This window comes from Streptomyces sp. AC512_CC834 (assembly GCF_019049325.1).
Classification (GTDB): domain Bacteria; phylum Actinomycetota; class Actinomycetes; order Streptomycetales; family Streptomycetaceae; genus Streptomyces.
Genome location: NZ_JAGMUO010000130.1, coordinates 119,999 through 145,236, shown reverse-complemented (window position 1 = coordinate 145,236; position 25,238 = coordinate 119,999). Strand labels below are relative to the sequence as shown.

Genomic DNA, 25,238 nt, shown 5'->3' with positions numbered 1-25,238 from the left:
TCTCCGTCTTTTCCGTCTTTCCGGCACGTCCCTCCCCCTCTCCGGCCGGGCGACATCGCTGTCAGGCCACGGCCAAGAGCCCCTTACGTCATATGCCTCACGCCACAGCCTCGCACGCGAAGCGTCCGGGCGCTGCCCTTCGGCGCAGTGGGCCACGAATCGACGGGTTCCGCGAGCCGGCGCGCGGATCCGCTCCGCACGGCGTGCGGTTGACGCCCCGGCGGTCCTCCCGCCGGTCCTCCCCGCGCTCAGCGCTTGGCGACGAACACGTGGGAGGCGGTGTCCGCCTCCAGCTCCGCGGCCTCACCGCCGCTGCCCACCAGCACGCCACCCGCCGACTCGGTCACGCTCACCACCGAGCCGGGCTGCACCCCGGCCCGGCGCAGCGTGTACATCAACTGCGCGTCCGTCTGGATCGGCTCGCCGATCCGGCGCACGACGACCGTCTTGCCCTCGAGGCCCGGGTCGAGGTCGGCGAGGGACACCATGCCCTCGTCCAGGAAGGGGTCGGCGCTGTCCGTCTCGCCCAGCTCCTCCAGACCCGGGATCGGGTTCCCGTACGGCGACTCGGTCGGGTGCCGGAGCAGCTCGAGCACGCGGCGCTCGACCGCCTCGCTCATCACGTGCTCCCAGCGACACGCCTCGGCGTGCACCTGCTCCCACTCCAGGCCGATCACGTCGACCAGCAGGCACTCCGCGAGCCGGTGCTTGCGCATCACGCGCGTCGCCAGCCGCCTGCCCTCCTCGGTCAGCTCCAGATGGCGGTCCGCCGCCACGGACACCAGTCCGTCGCGCTCCATCCGCGCCACCGTCTGGCTGACCGTCGGGCCGCTCTGGTCGAGCCGCTCGGCGATCCGGGCGCGCATCGGGACCACACCTTCCTCCTCCAGCTCGAGGATGGTGCGGAGATACATCTCCGTGGTGTCGATCAGTCCGGACATTCGTGCCCCTTGATGAGATTGCCGGAGGCTACGGCCCACCGGCGCGTGCGCTGGCCCTGCACCCAATTCTGACGCATACCACTGACAACCGTGCCTTGCCGCGAAAAGCCGGGCCCGCGGCCCCCGCAACGCCGTATTGACACCGCCCTGGTCCAGACCGCACCGTGATCCGCGACGCAGCCACACCGAAGGGGTCCCGCATGAGCGACCGCAAGCCGGCCGGCCAGTTCCTCGACGCGGCGATCGACCTCCTGCGACGCGTCCGCGACGAGGAGGCGAACAGTATCGAGGCGGCCGGCACGCTGCTCGCCGACACCGTGCAGAACGGCGGCCGGCTCTTCGCCTTCGGCGCCGGTCACTCCTCCCTCGCCGCCCAGGACGTCGTCTACCGCGCCGGCGGACTCGCCCTGATGAACCTGCTCACCGTGCCCGGTGTCGTCGGCGTCGACGTGATGCCGGCCACGCTCGGTTCCGCCCTGGAGCGCGTCGACGGCCTCGCGAGCGCCGTACTGGACTCCTCGCCGCTGCGCGAGGGCGACGCCCTGGTGATCATCTCCCTGTCCGGGCGCAACGCCCTGCCCGTGGAGATGGCCATGAACGCCCGTGCGCTCGGCGTCCGGGTCATCGGCGTGACGTCGGTGGCGTACGCGTCCGAGACGACGTCCCGGCACACCTCCGGCACCTTCCTCAAGGACCACTGCGACATCGTGCTGGACTCCAAGATCGCCGTCGGCGACGCGGAACTCACCCTCGACACGGTCCCGGCGCCCTTCGCGCCCGCCTCCACGGTCGTCACCAGCGCCCTCGTGCAGGCCGTGACGGCCACGGCGGCCGGCGCCCTCGCCGACCGCGGCATCGAACCCCCGCTGCTGCGCTCGGGCAACGTGGACGGCGGCCACGAATGGAACGGACGCGTGCTGGAGCAGTACCGGGACCGCATCTTCTACCGGCGCTGAGCGGACACCGGGCCCGCACCCGTCCACGGCGGCAGCGACACCCGGCCACGCACACAAACCGCGCCACCACCCAGGCACACCCCACCCCCGCCCTGCCCCCGCGCCCCCGCTACCGCTTGTCCACCGCGCCGGCCAGATCCAGTGCCGTCGCGATCCGGACCGCGACGTCCTCGGCGTACATCGCGTCGGACCGCTCGAACGCGCTCCGCCCCGCGCCCCGCAGAAACGTCACCACACCCAGCGTCCGGCCCCGGCTGCGCAGCACCGCGCACAGGCCGTGCACCGTGTCCGCCGGCCACTGCCGGGCCGCGGCCCACTCGCGCACCCGCTCGGCCGGCACCGACCGGACGCCCGCGCTCGCCCGCACCGAACCCACCCGCTCCACACACTGCACCGCCGGATGCCCCTCGCCGTAACGCACCGGCATCCCGGCCGTCCCGGACGGCACGCTCGGCCCCGGCGCGCCGGACGGCGTGGCCGCGACCCGCACCAGCCGGACCGGCTCCGCCACGTCGGTGTCCACCGCGGCCCCGCCCACCACCCGGTCGATCAGCGCGTGGTCGGCGAACCCGGCCAGCGCGAAGTCCAGGTGGACGATCGCCGCCTCCGCCGGGTCCTCGCACTCGGCGGCTGCCCGCGCCGCCCGGTGCAGTTGGTTGGCCCGGAAGCGCAGCAGCGCCGCCTCCTGCTCGCCCTGCTTCGACTCCGTGACGTCCTGGAACAGCCAGCCGACACCCAACGGCACCGGCTCCTCCGCGAGCGGGGACGCCAGCCGCACGAAGCCACTGCGCCAGCACCGGCGCCGCTCCCCCTCCGGCGTGCGCAGGCTCACCCACACCTCGGCGGGCGCGGGCGGCGCGCCCTCGGCCAGGACGTGCGTCAGCGCGTTCTCCAGCTCCTCGACGCCCTGGGCGAGGAGATCACCGAGCGGCCGCCCCAGCACCGACGTACGCCCGGCGCCCAGCGCCCGCGCCGCGTGCGCGTTGACCACGGCGGGCCGCAGATCGACGTCCACCAGCACGACACCCCAGCTCGCGTCCTCCAGCAGGGCCTCGCTCAGCGCGATGGACCGCTCGAGGTCGATCTGCGCGTGCACCTCGCTGAACGCGCAGTACACGCCCGCCGGCTTCCCGTCGGGACCGCGCACCGCCGCAGACTGGGTACGCACCAGCACCCGGCCGCCGTCCTTGGTCAGCAGCGCGAACTCGTGCACCTGACGGCCCGGCGCCCGCATCGCGGACAGCAGCCGGTCCTCCACCTCCCCGGCGTCCGCGCTGCGCACGGCCCACCCGGCGAAGCCCTGCCGTCCCACGGCCTCGGCCGCGCTCCAGCCAAGGATCCGCTCCGCCTCGCGGTTCCAATGGGTCACGACCCCGTCCGCGTCGAAGGCGCACAGGGCGGCGTCCATCCCGTCGAGGAGCGCGGCCAACAGGTCCGCACCGTCCCGCTCGGGCTGCTCCGGCTCGTCCGGCCCCAGCTCGTCGGTGGTCCCACTACGCCGGGAAGCACTCACCTGGACCCCCTGCAGGCTGCGTCCGCCGTACGGTACGTCGGTTCGCTCACTGGCCTTCATTCAACTCGAACGTGATGCAGCACACACCGAGTTCCCGCAAGATTGCAGAAATCGTTGTACTGCGGAAACTCGGCATACGCCCCCGTCATGACGGAGGCACGGCGAGCCTCAGATCGACCCACTCGTCGCGCTCGCCGTCGAGCACGTACCGCTCCCTCTCCACGAACCCACGCCCCGTCGCGAACCGCAACCCGTCGGCGTTCGCGGCCAGCACCACCGTCTCCACCACCCCGGCCCCGAGCCCACGCGCGTGCGCCAGCCCCGCCCCGTAGAGCGCCGTACCGATCCCGCGCCCCCGGAACGCCGGCAGCACCCGCGCGATCACGGTCGCCACCCGCTCCTCGCCCTGGGGCGGCCGCACGGTGGAGCAGCCGACGAGCACGTCCCCGAGGTAGGCGTTCTCGAGCCGGTAGCGCCCACCGCGCTCCCGCACCTCGTCGAGGGTCATCGCGGCGGGCGGCACGATCAGGTTGTGCACGTGCCGCCACTCCTCCGCCCGGGCGTCCCCGTCCACCGTCTCGATCCGCAGCGGTGAGTCGGCACCGACCGTGACCGTCCCCCGGCGCGCGTACACCTCGATCTCGATCCGCATCCGCTCGTCCGCGAGCCCGCACACCATCATCGTCGCGGCCGGCCGCACCTGCCCGAACGCTCCCCGCAGCACGGGCCAACACGGCTCGAAGTCCTCCCGCGCGGGCAGCAGGTACCGCACCCGCACCACATCGGCGAACGTGCACCCCGCCTCGGCCAGCGCGGCCCCGACGTTGCGCAGACACTGCTCGGCCTGCTCCACCACGTCCTCGGAGATGGTCATCGCCGCGTAGTCGAACCCGGTCGTCCCCGACACGTGCACCCAGTCCCCGTCGACGACGGCCCGCGCGTACCCGATCCGCTCCTCGAACGTCGACCCGCTGACTATCGCCCGCCTGACCGGCGGTTCCCCCAACCGTTTCGTCATGCGTGGAACCGTAGGTGACCAGTGCAGAGACGATCAACGCAATAGCTCCTGCTCGATCGCGGTGCTTGAATGGACCGTCGTTCCTGGTCCGGCAAGGAGAAGCGCTGTGCCCCTGGTTTCTGTCGTGATGCCCGTGTACAACTCGGCAGCCACCCTCGGCGCAGCCGTCCGATCGGTGCTCACGCAGACCCACGGCGACCTGGAGCTGCTGGTCACCGACGACCAGTCCTCGGATGGCTCCATGGACCTGCTCCGCGAGTTCGCCGGGCAGGACGAGCGCGTCCTGCCGGAGTCGGCGCCCGAACGGGGCGGCGCAGGCCGGGCCCGCAACCTCGCGATCGAGCGGGCCCGCGGGAATTACATCGCCTTTCTCGACAGCGACGACATGTGGCTGCCGGAGAAGACCGAGAAGCAGCTCGCCTTCGCTGCGGAGGCCACCGCGCCTTTGACGTTCACCTCGTACTTCAAGATGGACGCCGAATACGACGGCGGGAGCACCGACTGGGTCCCGAACGGGCGGGTGGTCCGTGCGCGGGACCACGTGGACTACCGCGCGATGCTGGTCCAAGACCACATCGGTGCTCTCACCGCCATGTACGACCGCAATGTCCTGGGCACGAGGCTGATGCCGGAGATGCGCAAGCGCCAGGACTACGCCCTCTGGCTGTCGATCATGCGGGACGGCGCCGACGCCCGGGGCCTGGCTGAGCCGCTCGCGGTGTACCGGGCCCACCAGGCGGGATCGCTGTCCTCCAACAAGCTCTCGCTCGTGCAGTACAACTGGGCCCTGTACCGCGAACACGAGCATCTGTCGGTCCCGCGGGCGACGCGGGCGCTGGCCGGCGCTGTGCGGCAGTCGTTGCGCAATTCCCGCATCTAGGGCACGAGCTCACTGGAGCAGTTCGAAGTGGGGGTGGTGCGGAGAAGACGGGCAGACGTGGAGCTGCAGGTTGTTGCCGCCGGTGATATCGATCAAGGTGAAGTTGCCGTCCCGGGCGCCCAGGGGCGGCGGGCCCGGGGTCGGCCGGTTCTCCTCGGCGATCCAGGTCCCGCTGCCGCCGTCCCATTCCCCGGAGGCGATGGTGAGGAGCGGGACCGCCTCGGTGCCGCACTCCGGGCAGGCGCGGTCGACGGGGTCGGTGGGGCTCCAGCAGGTCCAGCCGCCGGTCTTCCAGCCGGGGGCGGTGCATAGGTTGTTCAGGTAGAGCTCGCCCGGATCGTCCGCGTACGCCTTGTACTGCGCGGGGTCGATCGTCTCCCAGCGGCTCATGTCCTCCAGCTGGTCCCAAAGCTCCTCGCTCAGCTCCGAGGGGTTGGGGAACTCGGTGACCTGCTCCGGTGAAAACAGGCACGGCTCCGGGAGGTACCAGCCGTCCTGGACGATCGGCGGCTCGGGTGGTGCGTCGAGGACGTCGGTGACGGTGGCGGAGGACCGCCAGAAGAGGGCGGTCTTCGGGTGGGCCATCTCGTGGTCGAAGGGGCACCACAGGACTTGGAGCAGGTCCGCGTCGGGCGGGCAGGGGAAGGGAATATCGCGGGCGTACAACTGGGCGACGGGCACGAGAGGGATCGGGCCGTCGAACCATGGGCGGCCCGCCCTGATCAGATCCAAGATCTCCTGTTCCTCGGGGGTCCGCTCGGGTGCCTCGGGGTCGAGGTGAAGGCGCTCGGCCGCTGCGGCGAGGACACGGCGCTGGAGCCGGATGTCGTCCGGGGAGTTGATCGTGAGCGCCGCACGCCTGTCGTGCGGTTCTTCGCAGTGCGGCCACGGCTCGTCGGCGGGCCACAGGAGCGGCCCGCCGACGGAGCTGTCGTGCACGGTCGGCGCCCCCGGCCGCGGGTGCAGCCGGGTCGCCGTCCGTGCCAGCGGGGCCAGTTGAGGGAAGAGCGCGGTGACGTCGAACGGCCGCGGCGGGGTGGTGAATATGGCGTTCACAGCGGTGATGCTGCCAGCAGCCGCTGACAATGGGTGTACCGATCCCCGTCAGCTGACACCAACAGGTTCCCTGAGTCAGCAGCAAGATCCCAGCAATATGGAGTCCGGCCAGGTAGAGGTGTTGCGCTGCTTGTAGGTCTCCCGGTCGAACGCCGGCGGTCTCCCACCCCGGCTGCCCCGCCGCAGCCGATGGCCACGTTGATCTGCCGGCAGGGGGATCACCGCACGGATGCCGCGCTTGCTCAAGTGGTCGCGGATCGCGCGGGAGGAAAACGCCGTGTCCGCCATGACCACGTCCGGCCTGGTCCGGGGCCGTCCGCGGCGACGCGGTACACGCAGGTCGGCCATGACGTCCATGAAGGCGGGTGCGTAGCCCCCTTGGCCGCCGGTCAGGACGAACGCAAGGGGACGGCACCGGCCGTCGGCAGCAAGATGGATCTTCGTGGTGAGTCCCCCGCGTGACCGGCCGTTGGCAGCAGCATGGATCTCCCGGACGCGCTCAGGGACACCGCACCTCGAACCAGAGCAGCTTTCCGGTGCCCCTCCCGAGCAGGTCGTCGCCCAGCGACCAGCCGCCCCAGGAGTCGGCGCACGCCTGTACGAGGTGCAGTCCGCGCCCGCCGCCCGCGTCCGGCGGGGCGGGGACCGTGCGGTGGCCGTCCGGCGGTTCCGCGAAGGGCGCGGGGATGTACGGGTGGCTGTCCCACACCCCGACCCGCAGCCGCCCGTCACTCAGCGCGGTGATCCGCAGCGAGCACGGTCCCCGAGTGTGCCGGTAGGCATTGGTGACCAGCTCCGACGTCAACAGCTCGACGGTGTCCAGCACTTCGTGCCTGCCGTGCCCACCGAGAGCGGCCCGTACGGTCATGCGTGCGACGCGTGCGGCTCTGGGGTCGTGCGGCAGGCGCAGCGCGTACACCCAGGTGTCGGGCAGGGATACGGTGCCCATGAAGGGGCCTCCAGGAGAGAAGGGGATCGACTTGCCCAACGGCCACACCGAGCGGTGGCAGTGCCTGAGGGGGTGCGCTTCCGGCTTACGGGGCGCGGCGTTGGGCGACTGAACACAACCTAGCCAGCTACATGTAAGTTCTTCCATAAAATCCATGAATACCTACCAATTGTCATCCATGTGGGTGACACCACACGCCCGCATCGAGGAGATGTCGATCCGTCATGCCTCCAGCTCCCACCGCGACTCTGCGCCAGCAACGCCTCGGTGCCGAGCTGCGGAAGCTCCGCGAACACGCCGGACTGACATCGACCGCAGCCGCCGCACTCCTCGGCGGCCCGCAAGCGCGCATCAGTAACATTGAGGCAGGCCGGTACGCCGTGAGCGCCGACCGCGTACGCACGCTTGCGCGCAACTACAGCTGTGCCGACGACTCATACGTCGACGCCCTGGCCGGCATGACCGGGGCCCGCAAAAGAGGCTGGTGGGAGGAGTACCGCGACAACCTCCCGTCCGGCCTCCTCGACCTCGCCGAACTCGAGCACCACGCCACCGCGATGCGCGTCGCCGTCACCGTCCATATGCCAGGCCTGCTCCAGACGCCGGAGCACGCACGCGCCACCATGCGTGAAGCGGTCCCGCCGCTGCGCCCCTACGAGATCGAGCACCGCGTCTCCTACCGGATCAAGCGCCAGACCGTCCTGTTCGAGGGCACCCCCACCCCGTACACAGCCATCGTCCATGAGGCGGCCCTACGCATGGGCTTCGGCGGCCCTGCCATCGCCCAAGCCCAGCTCCACCATCTGCTGGCGATGAGCGAAGAGCCCACTGTCACCGTGCTGGTCGTGCCCTTCGGCCAGACCGGCTTTCCAGCCTCCGGCCAGCCGATCACCTACGCGACCGGGCCGGTGCCTCAACTCGACACGGCTGTCCTGGACACTGACCACGGTTGTGAATTCCACGACGCCGAAGCGCAGTTGAACCGCTATCGCTCCGTACTGGACCGTATGGAGTCTCGCGCGCTTCCCAAGCCCGAGTCCCAAGACTTCATCCGCCGCATCGCCACATCCCTGTGAGGAGCCTTCCCATGCCCGAACCCACGTGGCAGAAGTCCACGTACAGCGCCGAGGCGGCCAACTGCGTCGAAATAGCCCGCACTTCCGACGCGATCCTGGTTCGCGACTCCAAGAATCCGACCAGCCCTCGACTCACCCTCCTCCCCGCCACGTGGGCGTACTTCGCCTCGCACACGGCGAGTGGCCCCTCTCCCACCCGAGACCCTCTCCAAGAAGAGTGAACACTCGGCCCCCATCTGCCACTTACCCGCTCAATTGAGCGACATAAGGACAGTTACGACCGAAGTGCTCACACTTTTGGAACGGTGCGTCAAGACGCCGAAGGCAGCCGCAGACCGTAACCCCGGGCCAGGGCCTGTCCGGCTGATCTCGTGACCGTCGTGACTTCGGGTCGTTGGCATGGGCATGCGGCGGGGAGATTGACGGCTGTGGAGTGGGCCCGGCTGAAGCCGCATCTGTCGAAGTCCGGGTAGCGCGACGGCCGGTGGGCCAGTCACCGCAGGGTCATCGACGGCATCTTGTGCCGACTGCACACCGGGGTGCCGTGGCAGGATGCTGGTCGGCGGACGGCACGTGGGACAAGGTCTTCGCGGCCGTCCTGGCCGACGCCGACGCGGAAGGCCGCATCGACTGGTACATGGTGAGCGTGGATTCGACCTCCTGTCGGGCCACCAGTACGCCGCCGGGCCCGTAAGACGGCGCCGCGGGTGCTGCGGAAAGACGTACGCTCCGGCAGCACCGCCCCGACGAGGGACTCGGACGCTCCCGGGGCGGACATCCGCGTACCCGACCCGACCTCCTCGGCGGTGACGAGGCGTACTCCTACCGCCGCAACCGCCGCTACCTGCGACAGCGCCAGATCAGGCACACCATCCCCGAACCGAAAATCCAGCGGGCCAACCGCCGGCGGAGGTGCAGCGAAGGCGGTCGGCCCGCCGGCTTCGACAAGGCGAACTGCAAGCGGAGCAGCGAAGTTGAGCGGACGATCAGCGCCCACAAGAACTCCGGGGCGTCGCGACGAGGGTCGACAAGCGCGCCTACGCCTTCCACGGCACCGTTGCCGTTGCCTCGACCCGACTCAGGCTCCGCCCGCGATCCGCCGGGCGGAAGCTGGCGGTGAGGCGCTCGAAAACCGCTGGAACAGCGCTGCTGTGTGCCATTACCGTGCTGCCGAACCAAGTCGTCTAGGCAAGGACGTGCCGTTGTACACCCTGTGAGACCTCCCGAGTGCTGATCTGTCGCGCGTCGCGCATGTGAGACGCGCTCCTTTCTGCTGCGGTCTTCTCACTGAAACCGGTGTACTTCTGTGCTCAACAACTGGGTTGTCATACCCACCTGCCTGCCTCTCGTCCTCCGCCGTTGCCACACGTGCGCCTCCAAACGCTTCCGGGCAAGCGGCAAGTTTCGCGTGAACGCAAACCACAAGCTCCTCGACGCCTGGCTCCTCGTGCTCTGCACCACTTGCGGGGACACGGCAAAGCTCACGGTCCTGGAGCGGATGAACGTACGCTCCGTACAGCCTGGGCTGCTGGACCGCCTGCATGCCAACGACCCTGCTCTGGCAGTCGAGTTGCTGCAGGACCCGGTCGTGCAGCGCCGTAATCGCATCGTCCTCGACTGGGAAAACGCCTGGCGCCTCGACATCGGCGGATCAGATCACCTGGACCGCGAGGTGATCGACGTCTCGGTCCGCTTCGCGGCGCGGATCCCTGTCCGGCCGGTGCGACTGATCGCTAAAGGGTGCGGTCTTTCGCGTGCCGAGGTCGAGAGACTGATCACGGAGGGCAAACTAGTTTCGGCAGTCCGGCTGAGCGACAAGCTGTCCGGCGACTTCACCTTCACTCTCAAGTGCTGAGCCCCTCGGAAGAGTCGGCTTGTGAGCCGTGGGATGGGAGAGGGCGGGACGTATGTTCGTCGCTGGCGAAGACACGCGTGAGGTGCGGCTGCTGCTGCCAGGGTGCGCTCATGAATACGACACCAGACGGACGGCCAATCCCTCCCGCGCATGCCGACGAGCGGACATGCTGGGAGCATGGCTGGGCTTTCACCGTGCGACTCTCGCCCTGAAGTGTTCGGGCCTCAAAGATGACCAATTACGGCTTGCCGCGGCGTCACCCTCGTCGATGACGCTGCTGGGACTCGTTCAGCACATGGCTGAGGTGGAGCGCAACTGGTTCCAGCGCGTGTTCACAGGTCAGAACATGCCGCCCGTTGGTGCGCCCGCGCGGTCAGAAGATGAACAGGAACCTCTGGCCGACTCCAGGTCACGTGGCAGCTTGAAAGAGCGGTGCGAAGGCGCGTTGTTCGTCGAAATGCTGCCACGTCTGAAGACCGTGGTGGAGTTGGCCGAGGAAGCGGTTGAGCAGGCGGCGCTCGGCGGCGGCGTGGCAGCCGACGAAGGGTTTTCTGCCGGCAGCGCGGGTGATCGGAGCGGAGCCGGTGTAGGACTTCAACGCACTGGCGTCGGCAAAGCGGCTGCGGTCGTTGCCGATCTCGGCGAGCACCCGGGCGCCGAGCAGGGTGCCCAGGCCGGCGGAGCCTAGTAGGTGTTTGAACTGCCGAAGTCCCAGGTGATCTTTGCCGGAGGTCATCAACTGCCGTCGGAGACAGAGGGCTGCATGGGCTGCTACTGCTCTCAAATGGTGGTTGGCGCATATTCGCGGGTGCCGTTGAACGCGCTGGGTCGGTAGAAGTAGTAGGCCTTACTCGCTGCCTGGAGAAGATTGGCCAAGGCGAGAGCCATCCATAGGGCAGCAAGCCCTCCAGACGTGGCTACCGGAGCGGTGACGGCTGCCAGCGCTCCGTAGCAGACAGAGATCGACACGAAACTGGGCACGGTGCGTTTGAGGCCGATGAGGCCGAAGCCGACGACTGCCTGCAGCGCGTCGGTGACGACCACAGCCAGCACCAGCGGCAGGAGGTCCGTGATCTGTTGCCGCACATCGACATATTGGGTGAAGAGAGGAACGACCCAGGAACTGAGGACGATCATCGACGCCGCGATGAACCCCACGACGCTCAGTGCGAGCCACGTTCCCGCCCGAACGCTCCGCCGGATACCTGCGCTGTCCTGCGTCGTTGCGTAGTCGGAGATCAGAGGGATGGTGGCCTGGCCGACCGCGACCGCAGCCGTGAAGATGAGGTTGACCAGGGAGATACCGATGCTGTGCACCGCAGTGCTGTCCGTCCCGATTCTGGCCACCGCGAAGGTCAGGACGCCCAGGACAGCGAACTTGACGAGCACCGTGCCGGCCAGCGGAATCCCCACGGTGCCCAAGGACCAGACCTGCTTCACATTGGGCCGCCCCGGATACAACGAGTGGCCGTTGAGCACGGTAGAGCGGCGGATGGCTGCCTGGTTGGCGCAAGCGCTGATCACGCTGGAGGTGAGCATGGCGATGCCTGCTCCGGTCAGGCCATGACTCGGCAGCGGTCCGGGGCCACCTACGAGGAGGACGGACAGCGCGGCCCTCATCACCGACTTCGAGTGGCCGAGCGCCACCAGAACGGACGTGGCTGACGAGCTGACCGCGATGGCGAGCACGCTGCCGGCCAGCAGGAGGGGGAAGACCCCCAACTGGTGGAGAGTCGTACGGGGGACGCCGACCACCTGGCCGATCAGGGGAACGGACGCGACCGCCGCCGCCGCGATGGTGCCGACGGTAATCGCGAGCCACGTTCCACTGCGCACTACGGACAGAAGACGGTAAGGATCTTCCTTGCTGGGTGTGATGAACGGCATCACGCCGCGGAGCGCGCCCGCCACTGTCGCGGTAGCGGGACTGAACACGGCCATGGCGATGGCGAAGGCCGCGAGGGCGGCGATGGCATGGTTGCCGAGCAATGCGGGCTGATCACGGCTTCGATCATCACACTGCGGAAGCTGACAGGTCAGCGGAAGTGGTGAACCCTGGCCTGCAAGCTCAGCGGGCGGGGCAGCTCTCGAAAAAGAGGTTGATCGGAGCGCGACGCGTTCCTAGTGTGGGCCCCACACCGAAGGGAGGTGATCCGGCGAATGTATGACATCCGGACGCGTGAGGTGGCTGCGGGCTAGCGGCCCGGCACCACACGGAGTGCGGTGCCGGACCAGCGCGTGACAGATGCGTGCAGCCGGCCCAATCCCAAGCAGTCACCCGACCCGCGAGTCGCCGGTACGTCCGGCCGGCTCCTCCACTGGAGGAACCAGACTCGCGGGTCGCCTGCGTTTTCGGGGACTGCCGGCCGTCAGCCCGCGATGTCGGCGTAGCCCTCGATCTCGCGCGGGTCGCGGGAGCCGGGGCCCACGTAGTGGGCGGAGGGGCGGACCAGGCGGCCGGTGCGCTTCTGTTCGAGGATGTGGGCGGACCAGCCGGCGGTGCGGGCGCAGGTGAACATCGAGGTGAACATGGGGGCCGGTACCTCGGCGAAGTCCAGCATGATGGCCGCCCAGAACTCGACGTTGGTGGCCAGGATCCGGTCGGGGCGGCGGGCGTGGAGTTCGGCGAGGGCGGCCTTCTCCAGGGCTTCGGCGACCTCGTAGCGCGGGGCGCCCAGTTCGCGGGCGGTGCGGCGCAGGACGCGGGCGCGCGGGTCCTCGGCACGGTAGACGCGGTGGCCGAAGCCCATGAGGCGTTCGCCCGCGTCGAGGGTCTTCTTGACGTACGCCTCGGCGTCGCCGGTGCGTTCGATCTCCTCGATCATGTGCAGGACGCGGGAGGGGGCGCCGCCGTGCAGCGGTCCCGACATGGCGCCCACGGCTCCGGAGAGGGCGGCCGACACGTCGGCGCCGGTGGAGGCGATGACGCGGGCGGTGAAGGTGGAGGCGTTCATGCCGTGCTCGGCGGCGGAGGTCCAGTAGGCGTCGACCGCGGCGACGTGCTTGGGGTCGGGCTCGCCGCGCCAGCGGATCATGAAGCGTTCGACGATCGTCCCGGCCTTGTCGATCTCGCGCTGCGGGACCATGGGCAGGCCCTGGCCGCGGGCGGACTGGGCGACGTAGGACAGCGCCATGACGGCGGCGCGGGCGAGGTCGGCGCGGGCCTGCTCGGCGTCGATGTCCAGGAGGGGTTTGAGGCCCCAGGCCGGTGCGAGCATGGCGAGGGCGGACTGGACGTCGACCCGGATGTCGCCGGAGTGGACGGGGATCGGGAAGGGTTCGGCGGGCGGCAGGCCGGGGTTGAACGCCCCGTCGACGAGCAGGCCCCAGACATTGCCGAAGGAGACGTGCCCGACCAGGTCCTCGATGTCGACGCCGCGGTAGCGAAGGGCGCCGCCCTCCTTGTCGGGTTCGGCGATCTCCGTCTCGAACGCGACGACTCCCTCTAGCCCGGGTACGAAGTCGGACATCAGGCGGCTCCTCGTGATCGTGTGTATGGCGACGTGGGCGGAGGCGGTGCGGCGCCTCCATGGATCCACGGTCGTGTCCTCGACTCGCGGTCCTGCCGGTCTTCCCTGTGATGCCCCGTACGACCGTCGGTCATCCGGCCGGAGCGGGAGCAAGCACGATATCCCTGAGTGACAGCTTTGGGGAGTGTTCACGGCACTCAGTGCCAGGGCGTGACGCAGGACACCGCCGCGCGGGAGCCCCGGAGCGGATACGGCAGGATGGGCGGCGTGACCGACCGCGAAGCCGATTCCGCCGCCGTCCCCGCCACGCCCTTCGATCTGGCCTCGATGCGCAAGCAGTACCGGGCCGAGGGGCTGTCCGAGACCGAGCTGGCCGCGACGCCCGTCGAGCAGTTCGCGCGCTGGTTCAAGCAGGCCGCGACGGACGGCGGGCTGTTCGAGCCGAACGCCATGGTCGTCTCCACGGCGGACGCCCAGGGGCGGCCCAGCTCCCGCACGGTGCTGCTGAAGCACTTCGACGCACAGGGGTTCGTCTTCTACACGAACTACGACTCCCGCAAGGCGCGCGAACTGGGCGAGAACCCGCACGTCTCGCTGCTGTTCCCCTGGCATCCGATGGCCCGGCAGGTCGTGGTGACGGGCGTCGCGTGGCGCACCGGGCGGGACGAGACCGCCGCGTACTTCCGGACCCGGCCGCACGGTTCCCAGCTTGGCGCCTGGGCCAGTGCGCAGTCCACGGTGGTGGCCGGACGGCGCGCCCTGGACGCCGCGTACGCCGAGCTGGTGGCGCGCTATCCGGAGGGCGAGCAGGTGCCGGTGCCGCCGCACTGGGGCGGGTTCCGGGTGGTGCCTCAGGCGGTGGAGTTCTGGCAGGGCCGGGAGAACCGGCTGCACGACCGGCTGCGCTACGAGGCGGAGGCGGACGGGGGCTGGCGGGTGGAGCGGCTCAGTCCGTGAGCCCTGGGCCGCGAGCCCTGGGCCGACGGCGACTTGTGAGGCCCCGTGGCGTCAGTCCGGCTCGCCGTCCAGTGCCTCCGTCAGCAGCCGGGCCCACTGGTCGACGACCCGTTCCCGCCGCGCACCGTCGTCGGTGAGGAGGTTGGCCAGGCCCAGGCCGCGGGCCAGATCCAGGAAGCCCTGGACGGTTTCGCGGGCGCCGGGGCGGCTCTCGTCGGCGCCCAGGAGGTCGACGGCCGTGCGGTGGCTCTCGCGGCCGACGCGGGCCTCCAGCTCGGTGACCCGGCCGCGCAGTTGCTCCTCGTTGGAGGCGGCCACCCACAGGTGCAGGGCGGCGCGGAAGAGGGGCCCGGTGTAGAGGTCGACGAGGGCGGCGACCACGGCCCGGCGGTCGCCGGCGCCCGCGCCCGCGCCTTCGGGGAACAGGGCGCGCAGCGCCACGGAGCGTTCCTCCGCCACGTACTCCACGGCCGCCGTGAAGAGGTCCTCGCGGGTCGGGAAGTGGTGCTGGGCGGCGCCGCGGGAGACGCCCGCGTGTTCGGCGACGACGGAGACCGTGGAGCCGGCCCAGCCCCGTTCGGCGAGGCAGGCCACGGCGGCTTCCAGGAGCCGCTGCCGGGTGGCCCGGCTGCGGTCCTGCTTGGGCACGCGCTCCGCGCGGTCCGCGCGGTCCGCCGCGTTCACGGCGCCGCTCACACCACCCATTCCGGATCCCGTCGTTCGAGGAAGGCCGTCATCCCCTCGCGGGCCTGCGGGGAGGCGAACAGCCGGGCCGAGAGCGCGGTCAGGTCGGCCGCGTCCCGGTCGAAGGCCTCCAGCACCCTAGCCGTGAGCAGCCGTTTCGTCTCCGCCAGGCCCTGCGGTGAGGCACGGCGCACACCGTCGAGGACGGGTGCGAGTACGGCGTCCACGTCGTCGCCCGCCGCCGTGACCAGGCCGATCCGGGCGGCCTCGGCGGCGTCGAAGCGCTCGCCGGTGAGGTAGTAGCGGGCGAGGGCGCGGGGGTCGGTGCGCGGCAGCAGGGTGAGGGAGATGACGGCGGGGGCCACGCCGATGCGGACCTCTGTGAAGGCGAAGGTGGACGGGTGGGACGCCGCAGCGATGTCGCAGGCCGCGAGGAGGCCGAGGCCGCCCGCGCGGACGTGTCCTGCGACGCGGGCGACGACCGGTTTCGGCACCTCGGCGATCTGCCGGAACAGCGCGACCAGCGCGTCCGGGTCGGGCGGGTCGCGCAGGTCGGCGCCGGCGCTGAAGGTGTTGCCGGTGTGGGTGAGGACGACGGCGCGGACGCCCGGGTCCTCGCCCGCCTCGGTGAGGGCGTCGGCCAGGTCGTGGACGAGGGCGGCGGACAGGGCGTTGCGGTTGTGCGGGGAGTCGAGGGTGAGGGTCTCGACGCCCCGCGCGCGCGTGCGCTCGATGCGGACGGTCGGGGTCACTGCCGCTCCCTGAGCTGCCGGCGCAGGATCTTGCCGGACGCGGCCCTCGGTACGCCGTCGGTGAAGGTGACCCGGCGGACGCGTTTGTAGGGGGCGACGCGTTCGGCGACGTACATCATGATCTCGCCCTCGGAGAGGTCGGCGGCGGCCTGCTGGCGCACCACGAAGGCGTGCGGTACTTCGTTGCCGTCGTCGTTGTAGGCGCCGATGACGGCCGCGTCGGCGATGCCGGGGTGGGTGAGCAGGAGGGCCTCCAGTTCGGCGGGGGCCACCTGGAAGCCCTTGTACTTGATCAGCTCCTTGACGCGGTCGACGACGAACAGCCAGCCGTCGCCGTCCACGTGCCCGACGTCCCCGGTGTGCAGCCACCCGTCCTCGTCGATCATGGCGGCGGTGGCGTCGGGGCGGCCCAGGTAGCCCTTCATGATCTGGGGTCCGCGGATGAGGATCTCGCCGGATTCGCCGGCGCGGAGGTCCTCGCCCGGGTCGGTGAGGGAGACGACGCGCATCTCGGTGCCGGCGATGAGCTTGCCGACGGTGCCGGGCGGCGCGTCGGCCATGGCGTCCAGGGGGACGACGTGGGTGCCCGGGGAGAGTTCGGTCATGCCGTAGGCCTGGCCGACGGGCGGCAGGCCGAGCCGCCGGGAGCAGGCGGCGGCGAGCCGTGCGTCCAGCGGGGCGGCGGCGCTGACGATGTACTTCAGCGAGGAGAGGTCGTAGTCCGCGACCAGGGGGTGTTTGGCGAGGGCCAGGACGATGGGCGGGGCCACGTACAGGCTGGTGATGCGGTGGTTCTGGATGGCGGCGAGGAACTGCTCCAGGTCGAAGCGGGGCAGCACGACGACGGTGGCGCCGAGCCTCAGCGGGGCGTTCATCAGCGCGGTGAGGCCGTAGATGTGGAAGAACGGCAGTACGGCGAGGACGCGGTCGCCCGGCGTGGACGGCATCAGCGGTTCGAGCTGGGCGAGGTTGGTGGCGATCTGCCGGTGGGTGAGCATGACGCCCTTGGGCGTGCCGGTGGTGCCGGAGGAGTACGGCAGCGCGGCGACGTCCTCGGCCGGGTCGAGGGCGACGTCGGGTTCGGGTGCGGTCGAGGCCAGCATGTCGATGAGCGAGCGGTGGCCGGGCGCGCTGTCGCACACCAGGATCTCCTGGACGCCGCCCGCGAGTTCGGCGGCGCGGCGGGCGGTGTCGAGCAGCGGTGAGACGGTGACGATCCAGCGGGCCCGGCAGTCGCCGAGCTGCTTGGCGAACTCCTCCGCCGTGGCGAGCGGGTGCACGGTGGTGACCGAGGCACCCGCGCGGGTGGCGGCGTAGAAGGCCAGCGGGAAGGCGACGGTGTTGGGGCTGTGCAGGGCGAGGACGTCGCCCTTGCGGACGCCGGCCTCGGCGAGGGCGGCGGCGACGCGCCGGTGGAACCGGTCCACCTGCTCGTAGGTGAGGGTGGTGCCGTCGGTGCCGTCGATCAGCGCCGGGGCGCCCCCGAAGGCGGCGGCCCCGCCGAGCACCGCGTCGTGGATGGGCAGGTCGACGGGCGGGACGTCAGCGTACTCACTGCGGAACACGGTTCCTCCAGTACGGACCGGTGTGGGCTAGTACGACTTCGGCAGGCCCAGGGTCTGGTGGGAGACGTAGTTGAGAATCATCTCCCTGCTCACGGGGGCGATACGAGCCACGCGCGACGCCGTTATCAGCGGGGCGAGCCCGAACTCGCGGGTGAGGCCGTTGCCGCCGAGGGTGTGCACGGCCTGGTCGACGGCTTTCACACAGGCCTCCCCGGCCGCGTACTTGGCCATGTTGGCGGCCTCGCCCGCGCCCGTGTCGTCGCCCGTGTCGTAGAGGTGGGCGGCCTTCTGCATCATCAGGCGGGCGAGTTCGAGGTCGATGTGCGCCTGGGCGAGGGGGTGGGCGATGGCCTGGTGGGCGCCGATGGGGGTCTTCCAGACGGTGCGCTCGCGGGCGTATTCGACGGCCTTGGCGAGCGCGTGGCGGCCCATGCCGATGGCGAACGCGGCGGTCATGATGCGTTCGGGGTTGAGACCGGCGAAGAGCTGGAGGAGCCCCGCGTCCTCGTCGCCGACGAGGGCGTCGGCGGGCAGGCGCACGTCGTCGAGGGTCAGCTCGAACTGCTTCTCGACGGCGTTGAGTTCCATGTCGATGGGGCGGCGCCGGAAGCCCTCGGTGTCGCGCGGGACGATGAACAGGCAGGGTTTGAGGCTGCCGGGGCGGCCCGCTTCGGTGGGCACGGCTTCTGTGCGGCCCACGATGAGGGTGGCGTCGGCGATGTCGACCCCGGAGACGAAGACCTTGCGTCCGGTGAGGATCCAGTCGGTGCCGTCGCGGCGGGCGGTGGTGGTGATGCGGTGGCTGTTGGAACCGGCGTCGGGTTCGGTGATGCCGAAGGCCATCAGGCGGCTGCCGTCGGCAAGGGACGGCAGCCAGTCCTGCTTCTGCGCCTCGGTACCGAAACGGGCGATGACGGTGCCGCAGATCGCCGGGGAGACGATCATCATCAGCAGGGGGTTGCCGGCGGCGCCCATCTCTTCGAGGACGAGAGAGAGTTCGGCGATGCCGGCGCCGCCTCCGCCGTATGCCTCCGGCAGGTTGACGCCGATGTAGCCGAGCTTGGCTGCCTCCTGCCAGAGGCGGGTGTTGTCTTCGGCGTTGAGGGTGTCGGGGTGGGCCTTGGCGAAGGCCGCGACTGCTGCGCGGAGGGACTTGTGCTCTTCGGATTCGAGGAGGGGGGTCATCTCTGTGCTCCTTGGGGTGCGGGCTTCGTCGTGGCTTGTCGCGCAGTTCCCCGCGCCCCTACTCGGCACCCCCCTCTACTACGGCCAGGAGGGTGCCTACCTCCACTTGCCGTCCAAGGCTCACCGGAAGCTCCGTCAACTTCCCTGTCACCGGGGCCGTGATCCTGTGTTCCATCTTCATGGCCTCCAGCCAGAGCAGGGGCTGGCCCGCCTGGACGGTGGTGCCCTCCGTCAGGCCCTCCGCGACGCGGACGACCGTGCCCGGCATGGGGGCGAGGAGGGAGCCCGGGGCGTGCTGGGCGGTGGGGTCGGGGAAGCGGGGCAGGGCGGTGAGGGCGGTCGCGTTCACGTGGATCCGGTCGCCGTAGCGGGCGACGTCGAAGCGGCGCCGGACGCCGTCCGTTTCGAGGACGACCTGCCCGGCGTCCGCGTGGACGACGCGTACGCCCTTGACGGTGAGACCGGTGCGGGTGTGCTGGTAGCGGACCTCGTGCTCCTCGCCCGCCACGGCGTAGCGCTTGACCTGCGGTTGCGCGGGCAGGTTGCGCCAGCCGCCGAAGCGGCCCCGCTTGACGCTCGCGTCGGCGAGGGCGGCGGCCAGCGGGGCGAGGGGATCGGGGGCGGGCTCGGTCAGCTCGGCCAGGTGACGGTCGTAGAAGCCCGTGTCCATGCGGCCGGACGTGAACTCCTCGTGGCGCAGGGAGCGGACGAGCAGGTCCCGGTTGGTGACCGGGCCGTGGATCGCCGCCCGTTCCAGGGCCCCGGCGAGGCGGCGGAGGGCCTCCGCGCGCGTGGGTGCGTGGGCGACGGCCTTGGCGAGCATCGGGTCGTAGTGGACGCCGATCTCGTCGCCGTCGGTGTAGCCGGTGTCCAGACGGATGCCCTCGGGCACGGCGAGGCGGTGCAGGCGGCCGGTCTGCGGGGCCCAGTCGTGCGCCGGGTCCTCGGCGTACAGGCGGGCCTCGACGGCGTGGCCACGCGCGCGTGGGGGGTCGTTTTCGAGGGCGTGGCCCTCGGCGATCCGGAGTTGGAGGGCGACGAGGTCGAGTCCGAAGACGGCTTCCGTGACGGGGTGTTCGACCTGGAGTCGGGTGTTCATCTCCAGGAAGTGCGCCCTGCCGTCCGCGACGAGGAACTCGACGGTCCCGGCGCCGACGTAGTCGACGGCGCGGGCGGCGCGTACGGCCAGCGTGTGGAGTTCGGCCGTCAGTTCCTCGGTCAGGCCCGGTGCGGGGGCCTCCTCGATCACCTTCTGGTGGCGGCGCTGGAGGGAGCAGTCGCGGGTGCCGAGTGCCCAGACGGTGCCGTGGGTGTCGGCAAGGATCTGCACCTCGACGTGACGGCCGCCCTCCACATAGGGCTCGACGAAGACCTCGCCGTCGCCGAAGGCGCTCGCGGCCTCCGCGCGGGCTGCGGTCAGTTCGGCGTCGAGGTCGGCGAGTCGCCGTACGACGCGCATGCCGCGTCCGCCGCCGCCCGCCGCCGCCTTCACCAGCACCGGCAGGTCGGCCCCGGTGACGTCGGTGAGGGGCGCGATGCCCATCAGTTCCTTGGCGCGGGTCTTGGACGCCATCGCCTCGATGGCCTCCGGCGGCGGTCCGATCCACACCAGCCCCGCGTCCCGTACGGCGCGCGCGAAGCCGGCGTTCTCGGAGAGGAAGCCGTAGCCGGGGTGGACGGCGTCGGCGCCTGCGGCGATCGCGGCCTTCACGATCAGGTCGCCCCGCAGGTAGGTGTCGGCGGAGGCCGCGCCCGGAAGTCGTACCGCCGCGTCGGCCACGCGCGCGTGGAGCGCGTTTTCGTCGGCGTCCGAGTGCACGGCGACGGTGCGGACGCCCCACTCCCGGCAGGTGCGGAAGACGCGGCAGGCGATCTCGCCCCGGTTGGCGACGAGTACGGAAGTGATCACTGATCTCTCACCCTCACATGCGGAAGACGCCGAAGCCGCCGCGCGCGCCCTCGTAGGGGGCGGTGTGGACGGCCGACAGGCACAGGCCGAGGACGGTGCGGGTGTCGCGCGGGTCGATGACGCCGTCGTCGTAGAGCCGCCCGGACAGGAACATGGGCAGCGACTCGGACTCGATCTGCTGCTCCACCATGGCGCGCAGCGCCGCGTCGCCCTCGTCGTCGTACGGCTGGCCCTTCGCGGCGGCCGACTGGCGGGCGACGATGGACAGCACGCCGGCGAGCTGCTGCGGGCCCATGACGGCGGACTTGGCGCTGGGCCAGGCGAAGAGGAAGCGGGGGTCGTAGGCGCGGCCGCACATGCCGTAGTGACCGGCGCCGTAGGAGGCGCCGAGGAGGACGGACAGGTGGGGCACGCGGCTGTTGCTGACCGCGTTGATCATCATCGCGCCGTGCTTGATGATGCCGCCCTGCTCGTACTCCTTGCCGACCATGTAACCGGTGGTGTTGTGCAGGAAGAGGAGCGGGATGTCGCGCTGGTTGGCGAGCTGGATGAACTGGGCGGCCTTCTGCGACTCCTCGCTGAACAGCACCCCTTGGGCGTTGGCGAGGATGCCGACCGGGTAGCCGTGCAGGGCGGCCCAACCGGTGGTGAGGCTGGTCCCGTACAGCGGCTTGAACTCGTCGAAGTCGGAGGCGTCGACGATCCGGGCGATCACCTCGCGCGGGTCGAAGGGTGCCTTGAGGTCGCCGGAGACGATGCCGAGCAGGTCGTCGGGGTCGTACTTGGGCGGCTCGGCGAGCGGCGGATCGGCGTACGCCTTGCGGTGGTTGAGGCGGGCGACGACGCGGCGAGCCTGGCGCAGGGCGTCCGGCTCGTCGGCGGCGAAGTGGTCGGCGAGGCCGGAGGTGCGGGCGTGCATCTCGGCGCCGCCCAGCGACTCGTCGTCGCTCTCCTCGCCGGTGGCCATCTTGACCAGCGGTGGCCCGCCGAGGAACACCTTGGCGCGCTCCTTGACCATGATCACGTGGTCGGACATGCCGGGGATGTAGGCGCCCCCGGCGGTCGAGTTGCCGAAGACGACGGCGACGGTGGGGATTCCGGCCGCCGACAGCCGGGTCAGGTCCCGGAAGATCGCGCCGCCCGGGATGAAGATCTCCTTCTGGGACGGCAGGTCGGCGCCACCGGACTCGACGAGGCTGATGCAGGGCAGCCGGTTGGCGAGCGCGATGTCGTTGGCGCGCAGGGCCTTCTTCAGCGACCAGGGGTTGCTGGCGCCGCCGCGCACGGTCGGGTCGTTGGCGGTGATCAGGCACTCGACGCCCTCGACGACCCCGATGCCGGTGACGAGCGAGGCGCCCACGGTGTACTCGCTCCCCCAGGCGGCGAGCGGCGACAGCTCCAGGAAGGGCGTGTCCGGGTCGAGGAGCAGCTCGATGCGCTCGCGGGCGAGGAGCTTGCCGCGCTTTCGGTGCCGGGCGACGTACTTCTCGCCGCCGCCCGCGAGGGCCTTGGCGTGTTCGGCGTCCAGGTCGGCGAGTCCGGCGAGCATGGTCTCGCGGTTGGCGCGGTGGTCGGGGGCGGTGGGGTCGAGAGCGGAGGCGAGGACGGTCACAGCGGGACCTCCGGGGTGTACGGCGGGACGGTCACAGCAGGGCCCCCGAGGTGTACGGCAGGACGGTCACAGCAGAGCCCCCGAGGTGTACGGCAGGACGGTCTGGGATGTACGGCAGGACGGTCACAGCAGGACCTCCGGGATGTCCAGGTGCCGGGCGCGCAGCCACTCGGCAAGAGCCTTGGCCTGCGGGTCGAAGCGGGCCTGCGCGGCGACGCCCTCGCCGAGGATGCCCTCGACGACGAAGTTGAGGGCGCGCAGGTGGGGGAGCGCGTGCCGGGTGACGGGCAGGTCGCGGGCCTCGGGGATCAGCTCCCGGAAGCGGTCGGCGGTCAGCTCGTGCGCGAGCCAGCGCCAGGCGTCGTCGGTCCGTGCCCAGACGCCGACGTTGGCGTTCCCGCCCTTGTCGCCGCTGCGGGCACCGGCGACGAGGCCGAGCGGGGCGCGGCGGACGGGGCCTGGTGGGAGCGGTGCCGGGAGGGGTGGTTCCGGTACGTCGTCCAGTACGGCGGCGTCCTGGGCCGGTGCCACCGTCACCCGCCGCCCGTCGTGGAGGACGGCCACATGGTCGACGGTGTCCCGGGGGACGTGGAGGGCGTCGAACACCCCATAGGGCGCGCCCTTTCCGGGTGGCGCGAGCACATGGAACCCGGGGTAGCTCGCGAGGGCCAGCTCGACGGCCGCGGCGCTCAGCGACCGCCCGACGACCTGCTGGTCGGCGTCCCGGACGACGAGCCGCAGCAGGGCGCTGGCCGTCTCCTCGGTCGGCGCGTCGGGCCGGTCGGTGCGGACCAGTTCCCAGCGGACGTCGGCGGCCTTGCCGAGCGCGGGTCCGAGCTGCTCCCGCACCAGCGCGGCCTTGGCGTCGATGTCGAGGCCGGTGAGCACGAAGACGACCTCGCCCCGGAAGCCGCCGAGGCGGTTGAGCCCGACCTTGAGCGTGGGCGGCGGAGCCTCGCCCCGCACCCCCTCGATCCGTACCCGGTCGGGCCCGTCCTGCGTGAGCCGTACGGTGTCCAGCCGGGCGGTGACGTCCGGCCCCGCGTACCGGGCGCCGCCCGTCTCGTACAGCAGTTGGGCGGTCACCGTACCGACGTCGACGAAGCCGCCGGTGCCGTCGTGCTTGGTGACGACCGAGGTGCCGTCGGCGTGCAGTTCGGCGAGCGGGAAGCCGGGGCGCCGCACGTCGCCGTCCTGGAAGAAGGCGTAGTTGCCGCCGGTTGCCTGCGCCCCGCACTCCAGCAGGTGCCCGGCGACGACGGCGCCCGCGAGCCGGTCGTACTCGGTCGGCGCCCAGCCGAAGTGCGCGGCGGCGGGCCCGGTGACCAGGGCGGCGTCGGTGACGCGGCCCGTGACGACCACGTCGGCGCCGGCCCGCAGACACTCGGCGATGCCGAAGCCGCCGAGGTAGGCGTGCGCGGCCAGCGCCCCCGGGTGGGCGGCGGTGAGATCGTCGCCCTCGACGTGCGCGACGCGTACGGGGATGCCGAGGCGGTCGGCGAGCGTGCGTACAGCGTCGGCGAGTCCGGCGGGGTTGAGGCCGCCCGCGTTGGCGACGATCCTGACGCCCCGCTCGTGGGCGAGGCCGAGGCACTCCTCCAGTTGCCGCAGGAAGGTGCGGGCGTATCCGGCGTTCGGGTCCTTGAGCCGGTCGCGGCCCAGGATGAGCATGGTCAGCTCGGCGAGGTAGTCGCCGGTGAGGACGTCCAGCGGGCCGCCGGTGAGCATCTCGCGCATGGCGGAGAAGCGGTCGCCGTAGAAGCCGGAGGCGTTGCCGATACGGAGCACACTCACCGGGACTCCCCCTTCGCCGGGCGCCCGGCCCCCGGCGGGCGACCTGCTCCCGGCGGACGCCCGGCTCCCGGCGGACGCCCGGCTCCCGGCGGGCGTCCGGCCCCCGGCGGGCGTCCGGCTCCCGGCGGTCCGGCGAAGGCCTGGGCGATGTCCAGCCAGCGGTCGGCGTCCTGGCCCTCGGAGGTGAGGGCCAGGTCGGCGCGGTGGGCGCGCTGGGTGGCGAGGAGGCAGAAGTCGAGCGCCGGGCCGGTGACGCGTTGGGCGGCGTCCTCGGGGCCGTACGTCCACAGGTCGCCGCTCGGGCCGGTGAGTTCGACGCGGAACTGCTCGGCGGGCGGGGTGAGTCCGTGGGCGGCGTAGGCGAAGTCGCGGGCGCGGACGCCGATGCGGGCGACGTGCCGCAGGCGGGCGGTGGGCGGGCGGGACACGCCGAGGGTCGCCGCGACGTCCAGGCCGTGCGCCCAGGTCTCCATCAGGCGGGCGGTGGCCATGGATGCGGTGGCCATGGGCGGGCCGTACCAGGGGAAGCGCGCACCGGGTGCGGCGGTGCGCAGCGCCTCGTCGAGGGCGGCGCGGTCCTCCCGCCAGGCTGCCAGCAGCGCGGCGGGCGCCTGCCGGGCACCCTCCTCGGCGCCGTCGTCGACGTACCGGTCGGGCGCGGCGAGGGCCTGCTCGATCAGCCCCTTGAATCCGTCCCCGTCCCCGTCTCCGTCCCCGTCGCTGACGGCGACCAGGGTGGCCCGGTCGGTCCAGTTCAGGTGCGCGATCTGGTGGGCGATCGTCCAGCCGGGCGCCGGGGTGGCGAGGCGCCACTCCCCGGGGCTCAACCCGGCGACCAGCGCGTCGAGTTCCTCGCTCTCCTCGCGCAGGTCGTCGATGACGGGCGTCGGGTCGGACACGGGGCGCTCCCCTCGGGCACGGCGGCGTGCGGCGGCATGCGGCGCGGTGTGGTGAGGAGCATGGCAGGGCGATGATTAACAATCAAGCATGCTTGCATGATTTTGAGCGAAGGATGAAGGGTGAAAGGGGCCCGCTCGACGGACTTCCCGGGACCCTTACCGCACCC

General features: G+C 71.2%; 21 protein-coding genes and 4 pseudogenes. 8 read left to right on the top strand and 17 right to left on the bottom strand.

What is annotated here, in order from left to right:
• Positions 1-248: 248 nt before the first annotated feature.
• Entirely contained in the window at positions 249-941 is a 693-nt protein-coding gene (locus tag KUM40_RS40350; RefSeq protein ID WP_217171367.1) for a metal-dependent transcriptional regulator, read from the bottom strand.
• 200 nt (positions 942-1,141) lie between these two features.
• Here KUM40_RS40350 and KUM40_RS40345 point away from each other — a divergent pair, with 200 nt between their 5' ends.
• Positions 1,142-1,897: an SIS domain-containing protein gene (locus KUM40_RS40345; RefSeq protein ID WP_217171366.1), complete on the top strand. Its 756-nt coding sequence runs from the start codon at positions 1,142-1,144 to the stop codon at positions 1,895-1,897.
• 109 nt (positions 1,898-2,006) lie between these two features.
• Here KUM40_RS40345 and KUM40_RS40340 read toward each other — a convergent pair whose 3' ends face one another.
• On the bottom strand, positions 2,007-3,410 hold the full coding sequence (locus tag KUM40_RS40340; protein WP_308401345.1) for a PAS domain-containing protein: 1,404 nt from the start codon (positions 3,408-3,410) through the stop codon (positions 2,007-2,009).
• Between the two features lie 145 nt (positions 3,411-3,555).
• Complete coding sequence (locus KUM40_RS40335; RefSeq protein ID WP_217171364.1) at positions 3,556-4,428, bottom strand: GNAT family N-acetyltransferase; 873 nt, start codon at positions 4,426-4,428, stop codon at positions 3,556-3,558.
• 106 nt (positions 4,429-4,534) lie between these two features.
• Between KUM40_RS40335 and KUM40_RS40330 the strand changes: the two genes are divergently transcribed.
• A complete protein-coding gene (locus tag KUM40_RS40330; RefSeq protein WP_217171363.1) occupies positions 4,535-5,308 on the top strand; it encodes a glycosyltransferase family 2 protein in 774 nt (257 codons plus the stop codon).
• A gap of 9 nt (positions 5,309-5,317) precedes the next feature.
• On the opposite strand, the gene KUM40_RS40325 is transcribed toward KUM40_RS40330, so the two are convergent.
• The 3 genes and pseudogenes from KUM40_RS40325 to KUM40_RS40315 form a co-directional block, all read right to left on the bottom strand.
• Positions 5,318-6,364, bottom strand: coding sequence for a hypothetical protein (locus KUM40_RS40325; RefSeq protein ID WP_217171362.1), 1,047 nt, complete (start codon positions 6,362-6,364; stop codon positions 5,318-5,320).
• Between the two features lie 120 nt (positions 6,365-6,484).
• Positions 6,485-6,838 (bottom strand): annotated as a pseudogene (locus tag KUM40_RS40320) (transposase); the annotation flags it as partial.
• A 25-nt stretch (positions 6,839-6,863) separates the two neighbouring features.
• Positions 6,864-7,313 (bottom strand): ATP-binding protein, encoded by a 450-nt coding sequence (locus tag KUM40_RS40315; protein ID WP_217171361.1) that lies wholly within the window; start codon positions 7,311-7,313, stop codon positions 6,864-6,866.
• 224 nt (positions 7,314-7,537) lie between these two features.
• Between KUM40_RS40315 and KUM40_RS40310 the strand changes: the two genes are divergently transcribed.
• The 5 genes and pseudogenes from KUM40_RS40310 to KUM40_RS40290 form a co-directional block, all read left to right on the top strand.
• Positions 7,538-8,389, top strand: coding sequence for a helix-turn-helix transcriptional regulator (locus KUM40_RS40310; protein ID WP_217171360.1), 852 nt, complete (start codon positions 7,538-7,540; stop codon positions 8,387-8,389).
• A gap of 11 nt (positions 8,390-8,400) precedes the next feature.
• A complete protein-coding gene (locus KUM40_RS40305; RefSeq protein WP_217171359.1) occupies positions 8,401-8,610 on the top strand; it encodes a DUF397 domain-containing protein in 210 nt (69 codons plus the stop codon).
• A gap of 159 nt (positions 8,611-8,769) precedes the next feature.
• Positions 8,770-9,484, top strand: a pseudogene (locus tag KUM40_RS40300) (transposase); the annotation flags it as partial.
• Between the two features lie 211 nt (positions 9,485-9,695).
• Positions 9,696-10,244 carry a DUF1062 domain-containing protein gene (locus KUM40_RS40295; protein ID WP_217171358.1) on the top strand — a complete coding sequence of 183 codons (549 nt, stop codon included), beginning with the start codon at positions 9,696-9,698 and terminating at the stop codon, positions 10,242-10,244.
• A 110-nt stretch (positions 10,245-10,354) separates the two neighbouring features.
• A pseudogene (locus tag KUM40_RS40290) lies at positions 10,355-10,626 on the top strand (DUF664 domain-containing protein); the annotation flags it as partial.
• 27 nt (positions 10,627-10,653) lie between these two features.
• Here KUM40_RS40290 and KUM40_RS40285 read toward each other — a convergent pair.
• The 3 genes and pseudogenes from KUM40_RS40285 to KUM40_RS40275 form a co-directional block, all read right to left on the bottom strand.
• Positions 10,654-10,935, bottom strand: a pseudogene (locus KUM40_RS40285) (transposase); the annotation flags it as partial.
• Between the two features lie 89 nt (positions 10,936-11,024).
• Positions 11,025-12,233, bottom strand: coding sequence for an MATE family efflux transporter (locus tag KUM40_RS40280; RefSeq protein WP_254396404.1), 1,209 nt, complete (start codon positions 12,231-12,233; stop codon positions 11,025-11,027).
• Between the two features lie 380 nt (positions 12,234-12,613).
• Positions 12,614-13,714 carry a citrate synthase 2 gene (locus KUM40_RS40275; protein ID WP_217171357.1) on the bottom strand — a complete coding sequence of 367 codons (1,101 nt, stop codon included), beginning with the start codon at positions 13,712-13,714 and terminating at the stop codon, positions 12,614-12,616.
• 258 nt (positions 13,715-13,972) lie between these two features.
• On the opposite strand from KUM40_RS40275, the gene pdxH reads away from it, so the two are divergent.
• Positions 13,973-14,671 carry a pyridoxamine 5'-phosphate oxidase gene (gene pdxH, locus KUM40_RS40270; protein ID WP_217171438.1) on the top strand — a complete coding sequence of 233 codons (699 nt, stop codon included), beginning with the start codon at positions 13,973-13,975 and terminating at the stop codon, positions 14,669-14,671.
• Positions 14,672-14,722: 51 nt separating this feature from the next.
• Here pdxH and KUM40_RS40265 read toward each other — a convergent pair whose 3' ends face one another.
• From KUM40_RS40265 to KUM40_RS40230, 8 genes are all read right to left on the bottom strand, one after another.
• Positions 14,723-15,376 (bottom strand): TetR/AcrR family transcriptional regulator, encoded by a 654-nt coding sequence (locus KUM40_RS40265; RefSeq protein WP_217171356.1) that lies wholly within the window; start codon positions 15,374-15,376, stop codon positions 14,723-14,725.
• Positions 15,364-16,107, bottom strand: a complete 744-nt coding sequence (locus tag KUM40_RS40260; RefSeq protein WP_217171355.1) for an enoyl-CoA hydratase family protein — start codon at positions 16,105-16,107, stop codon at positions 15,364-15,366. The genes KUM40_RS40265 and KUM40_RS40260 overlap by 13 nt, the downstream gene beginning before the upstream one ends.
• Positions 16,104-17,672, bottom strand: coding sequence for a 4-coumarate--CoA ligase family protein (locus tag KUM40_RS40255; protein ID WP_217171354.1), 1,569 nt, complete (start codon positions 17,670-17,672; stop codon positions 16,104-16,106). The genes KUM40_RS40260 and KUM40_RS40255 overlap by 4 nt, the downstream gene beginning before the upstream one ends.
• A gap of 27 nt (positions 17,673-17,699) precedes the next feature.
• Positions 17,700-18,857, bottom strand: coding sequence for an acyl-CoA dehydrogenase family protein (locus KUM40_RS40250; protein ID WP_217171353.1), 1,158 nt, complete (start codon positions 18,855-18,857; stop codon positions 17,700-17,702).
• A gap of 58 nt (positions 18,858-18,915) precedes the next feature.
• The gene (locus tag KUM40_RS40245; protein WP_217171352.1) at positions 18,916-20,766 is read right to left on the bottom strand and encodes a biotin carboxylase N-terminal domain-containing protein; all 1,851 of its coding nucleotides are present in this window, start codon (positions 20,764-20,766) and stop codon (positions 18,916-18,918) included.
• A 13-nt stretch (positions 20,767-20,779) separates the two neighbouring features.
• On the bottom strand, positions 20,780-22,378 hold the full coding sequence (locus KUM40_RS40240; RefSeq protein WP_217171351.1) for an acyl-CoA carboxylase subunit beta: 1,599 nt from the start codon (positions 22,376-22,378) through the stop codon (positions 20,780-20,782).
• 123 nt (positions 22,379-22,501) lie between these two features.
• Positions 22,502-24,172: an acyclic terpene utilization AtuA family protein gene (locus tag KUM40_RS40235; RefSeq protein ID WP_217171350.1), complete on the bottom strand. Its 1,671-nt coding sequence runs from the start codon at positions 24,170-24,172 to the stop codon at positions 22,502-22,504.
• Positions 24,169-25,071: a TIGR03084 family metal-binding protein gene (locus tag KUM40_RS40230; RefSeq protein WP_217171349.1), complete on the bottom strand. Its 903-nt coding sequence runs from the start codon at positions 25,069-25,071 to the stop codon at positions 24,169-24,171. The genes KUM40_RS40235 and KUM40_RS40230 overlap by 4 nt, the downstream gene beginning before the upstream one ends.
• Positions 25,072-25,238: the final 167 nt, after the last annotated feature.

What these genes read in the sequence shown, in the direction of transcription:
- KUM40_RS40350 (WP_217171367.1), bottom strand. Translation starts at nt 941, where the DNA reads ATGTCCGGACTGATCGACACCACGGAGATGTATCTCCGCACCATCCTC.
- KUM40_RS40345 (WP_217171366.1), top strand. Translation starts at nt 1,142, where the DNA reads ATGAGCGACCGCAAGCCGGCCGGCCAGTTCCTCGACGCGGCGATCGAC.
- KUM40_RS40335 (WP_217171364.1), bottom strand. Translation starts at nt 4,428, where the DNA reads ATGACGAAACGGTTGGGGGAACCGCCGGTCAGGCGGGCGATAGTCAGC.
- KUM40_RS40315 (WP_217171361.1), bottom strand. Translation starts at nt 7,313, where the DNA reads ATGGGCACCGTATCCCTGCCCGACACCTGGGTGTACGCGCTGCGCCTG.
- KUM40_RS40310 (WP_217171360.1), top strand. Translation starts at nt 7,538, where the DNA reads ATGCCTCCAGCTCCCACCGCGACTCTGCGCCAGCAACGCCTCGGTGCC.
- KUM40_RS40305 (WP_217171359.1), top strand. Translation starts at nt 8,401, where the DNA reads ATGCCCGAACCCACGTGGCAGAAGTCCACGTACAGCGCCGAGGCGGCC.
- KUM40_RS40275 (WP_217171357.1), bottom strand. Translation starts at nt 13,714, where the DNA reads ATGTCCGACTTCGTACCCGGGCTAGAGGGAGTCGTCGCGTTCGAGACG.
- pdxH (WP_217171438.1), top strand. Translation starts at nt 13,973, where the DNA reads ATGGGCGGCGTGACCGACCGCGAAGCCGATTCCGCCGCCGTCCCCGCC.
- KUM40_RS40265 (WP_217171356.1), bottom strand. Translation starts at nt 15,376, where the DNA reads ATGGGTGGTGTGAGCGGCGCCGTGAACGCGGCGGACCGCGCGGACCGC.
- KUM40_RS40250 (WP_217171353.1), bottom strand. Translation starts at nt 18,857, where the DNA reads ATGACCCCCCTCCTCGAATCCGAAGAGCACAAGTCCCTCCGCGCAGCA.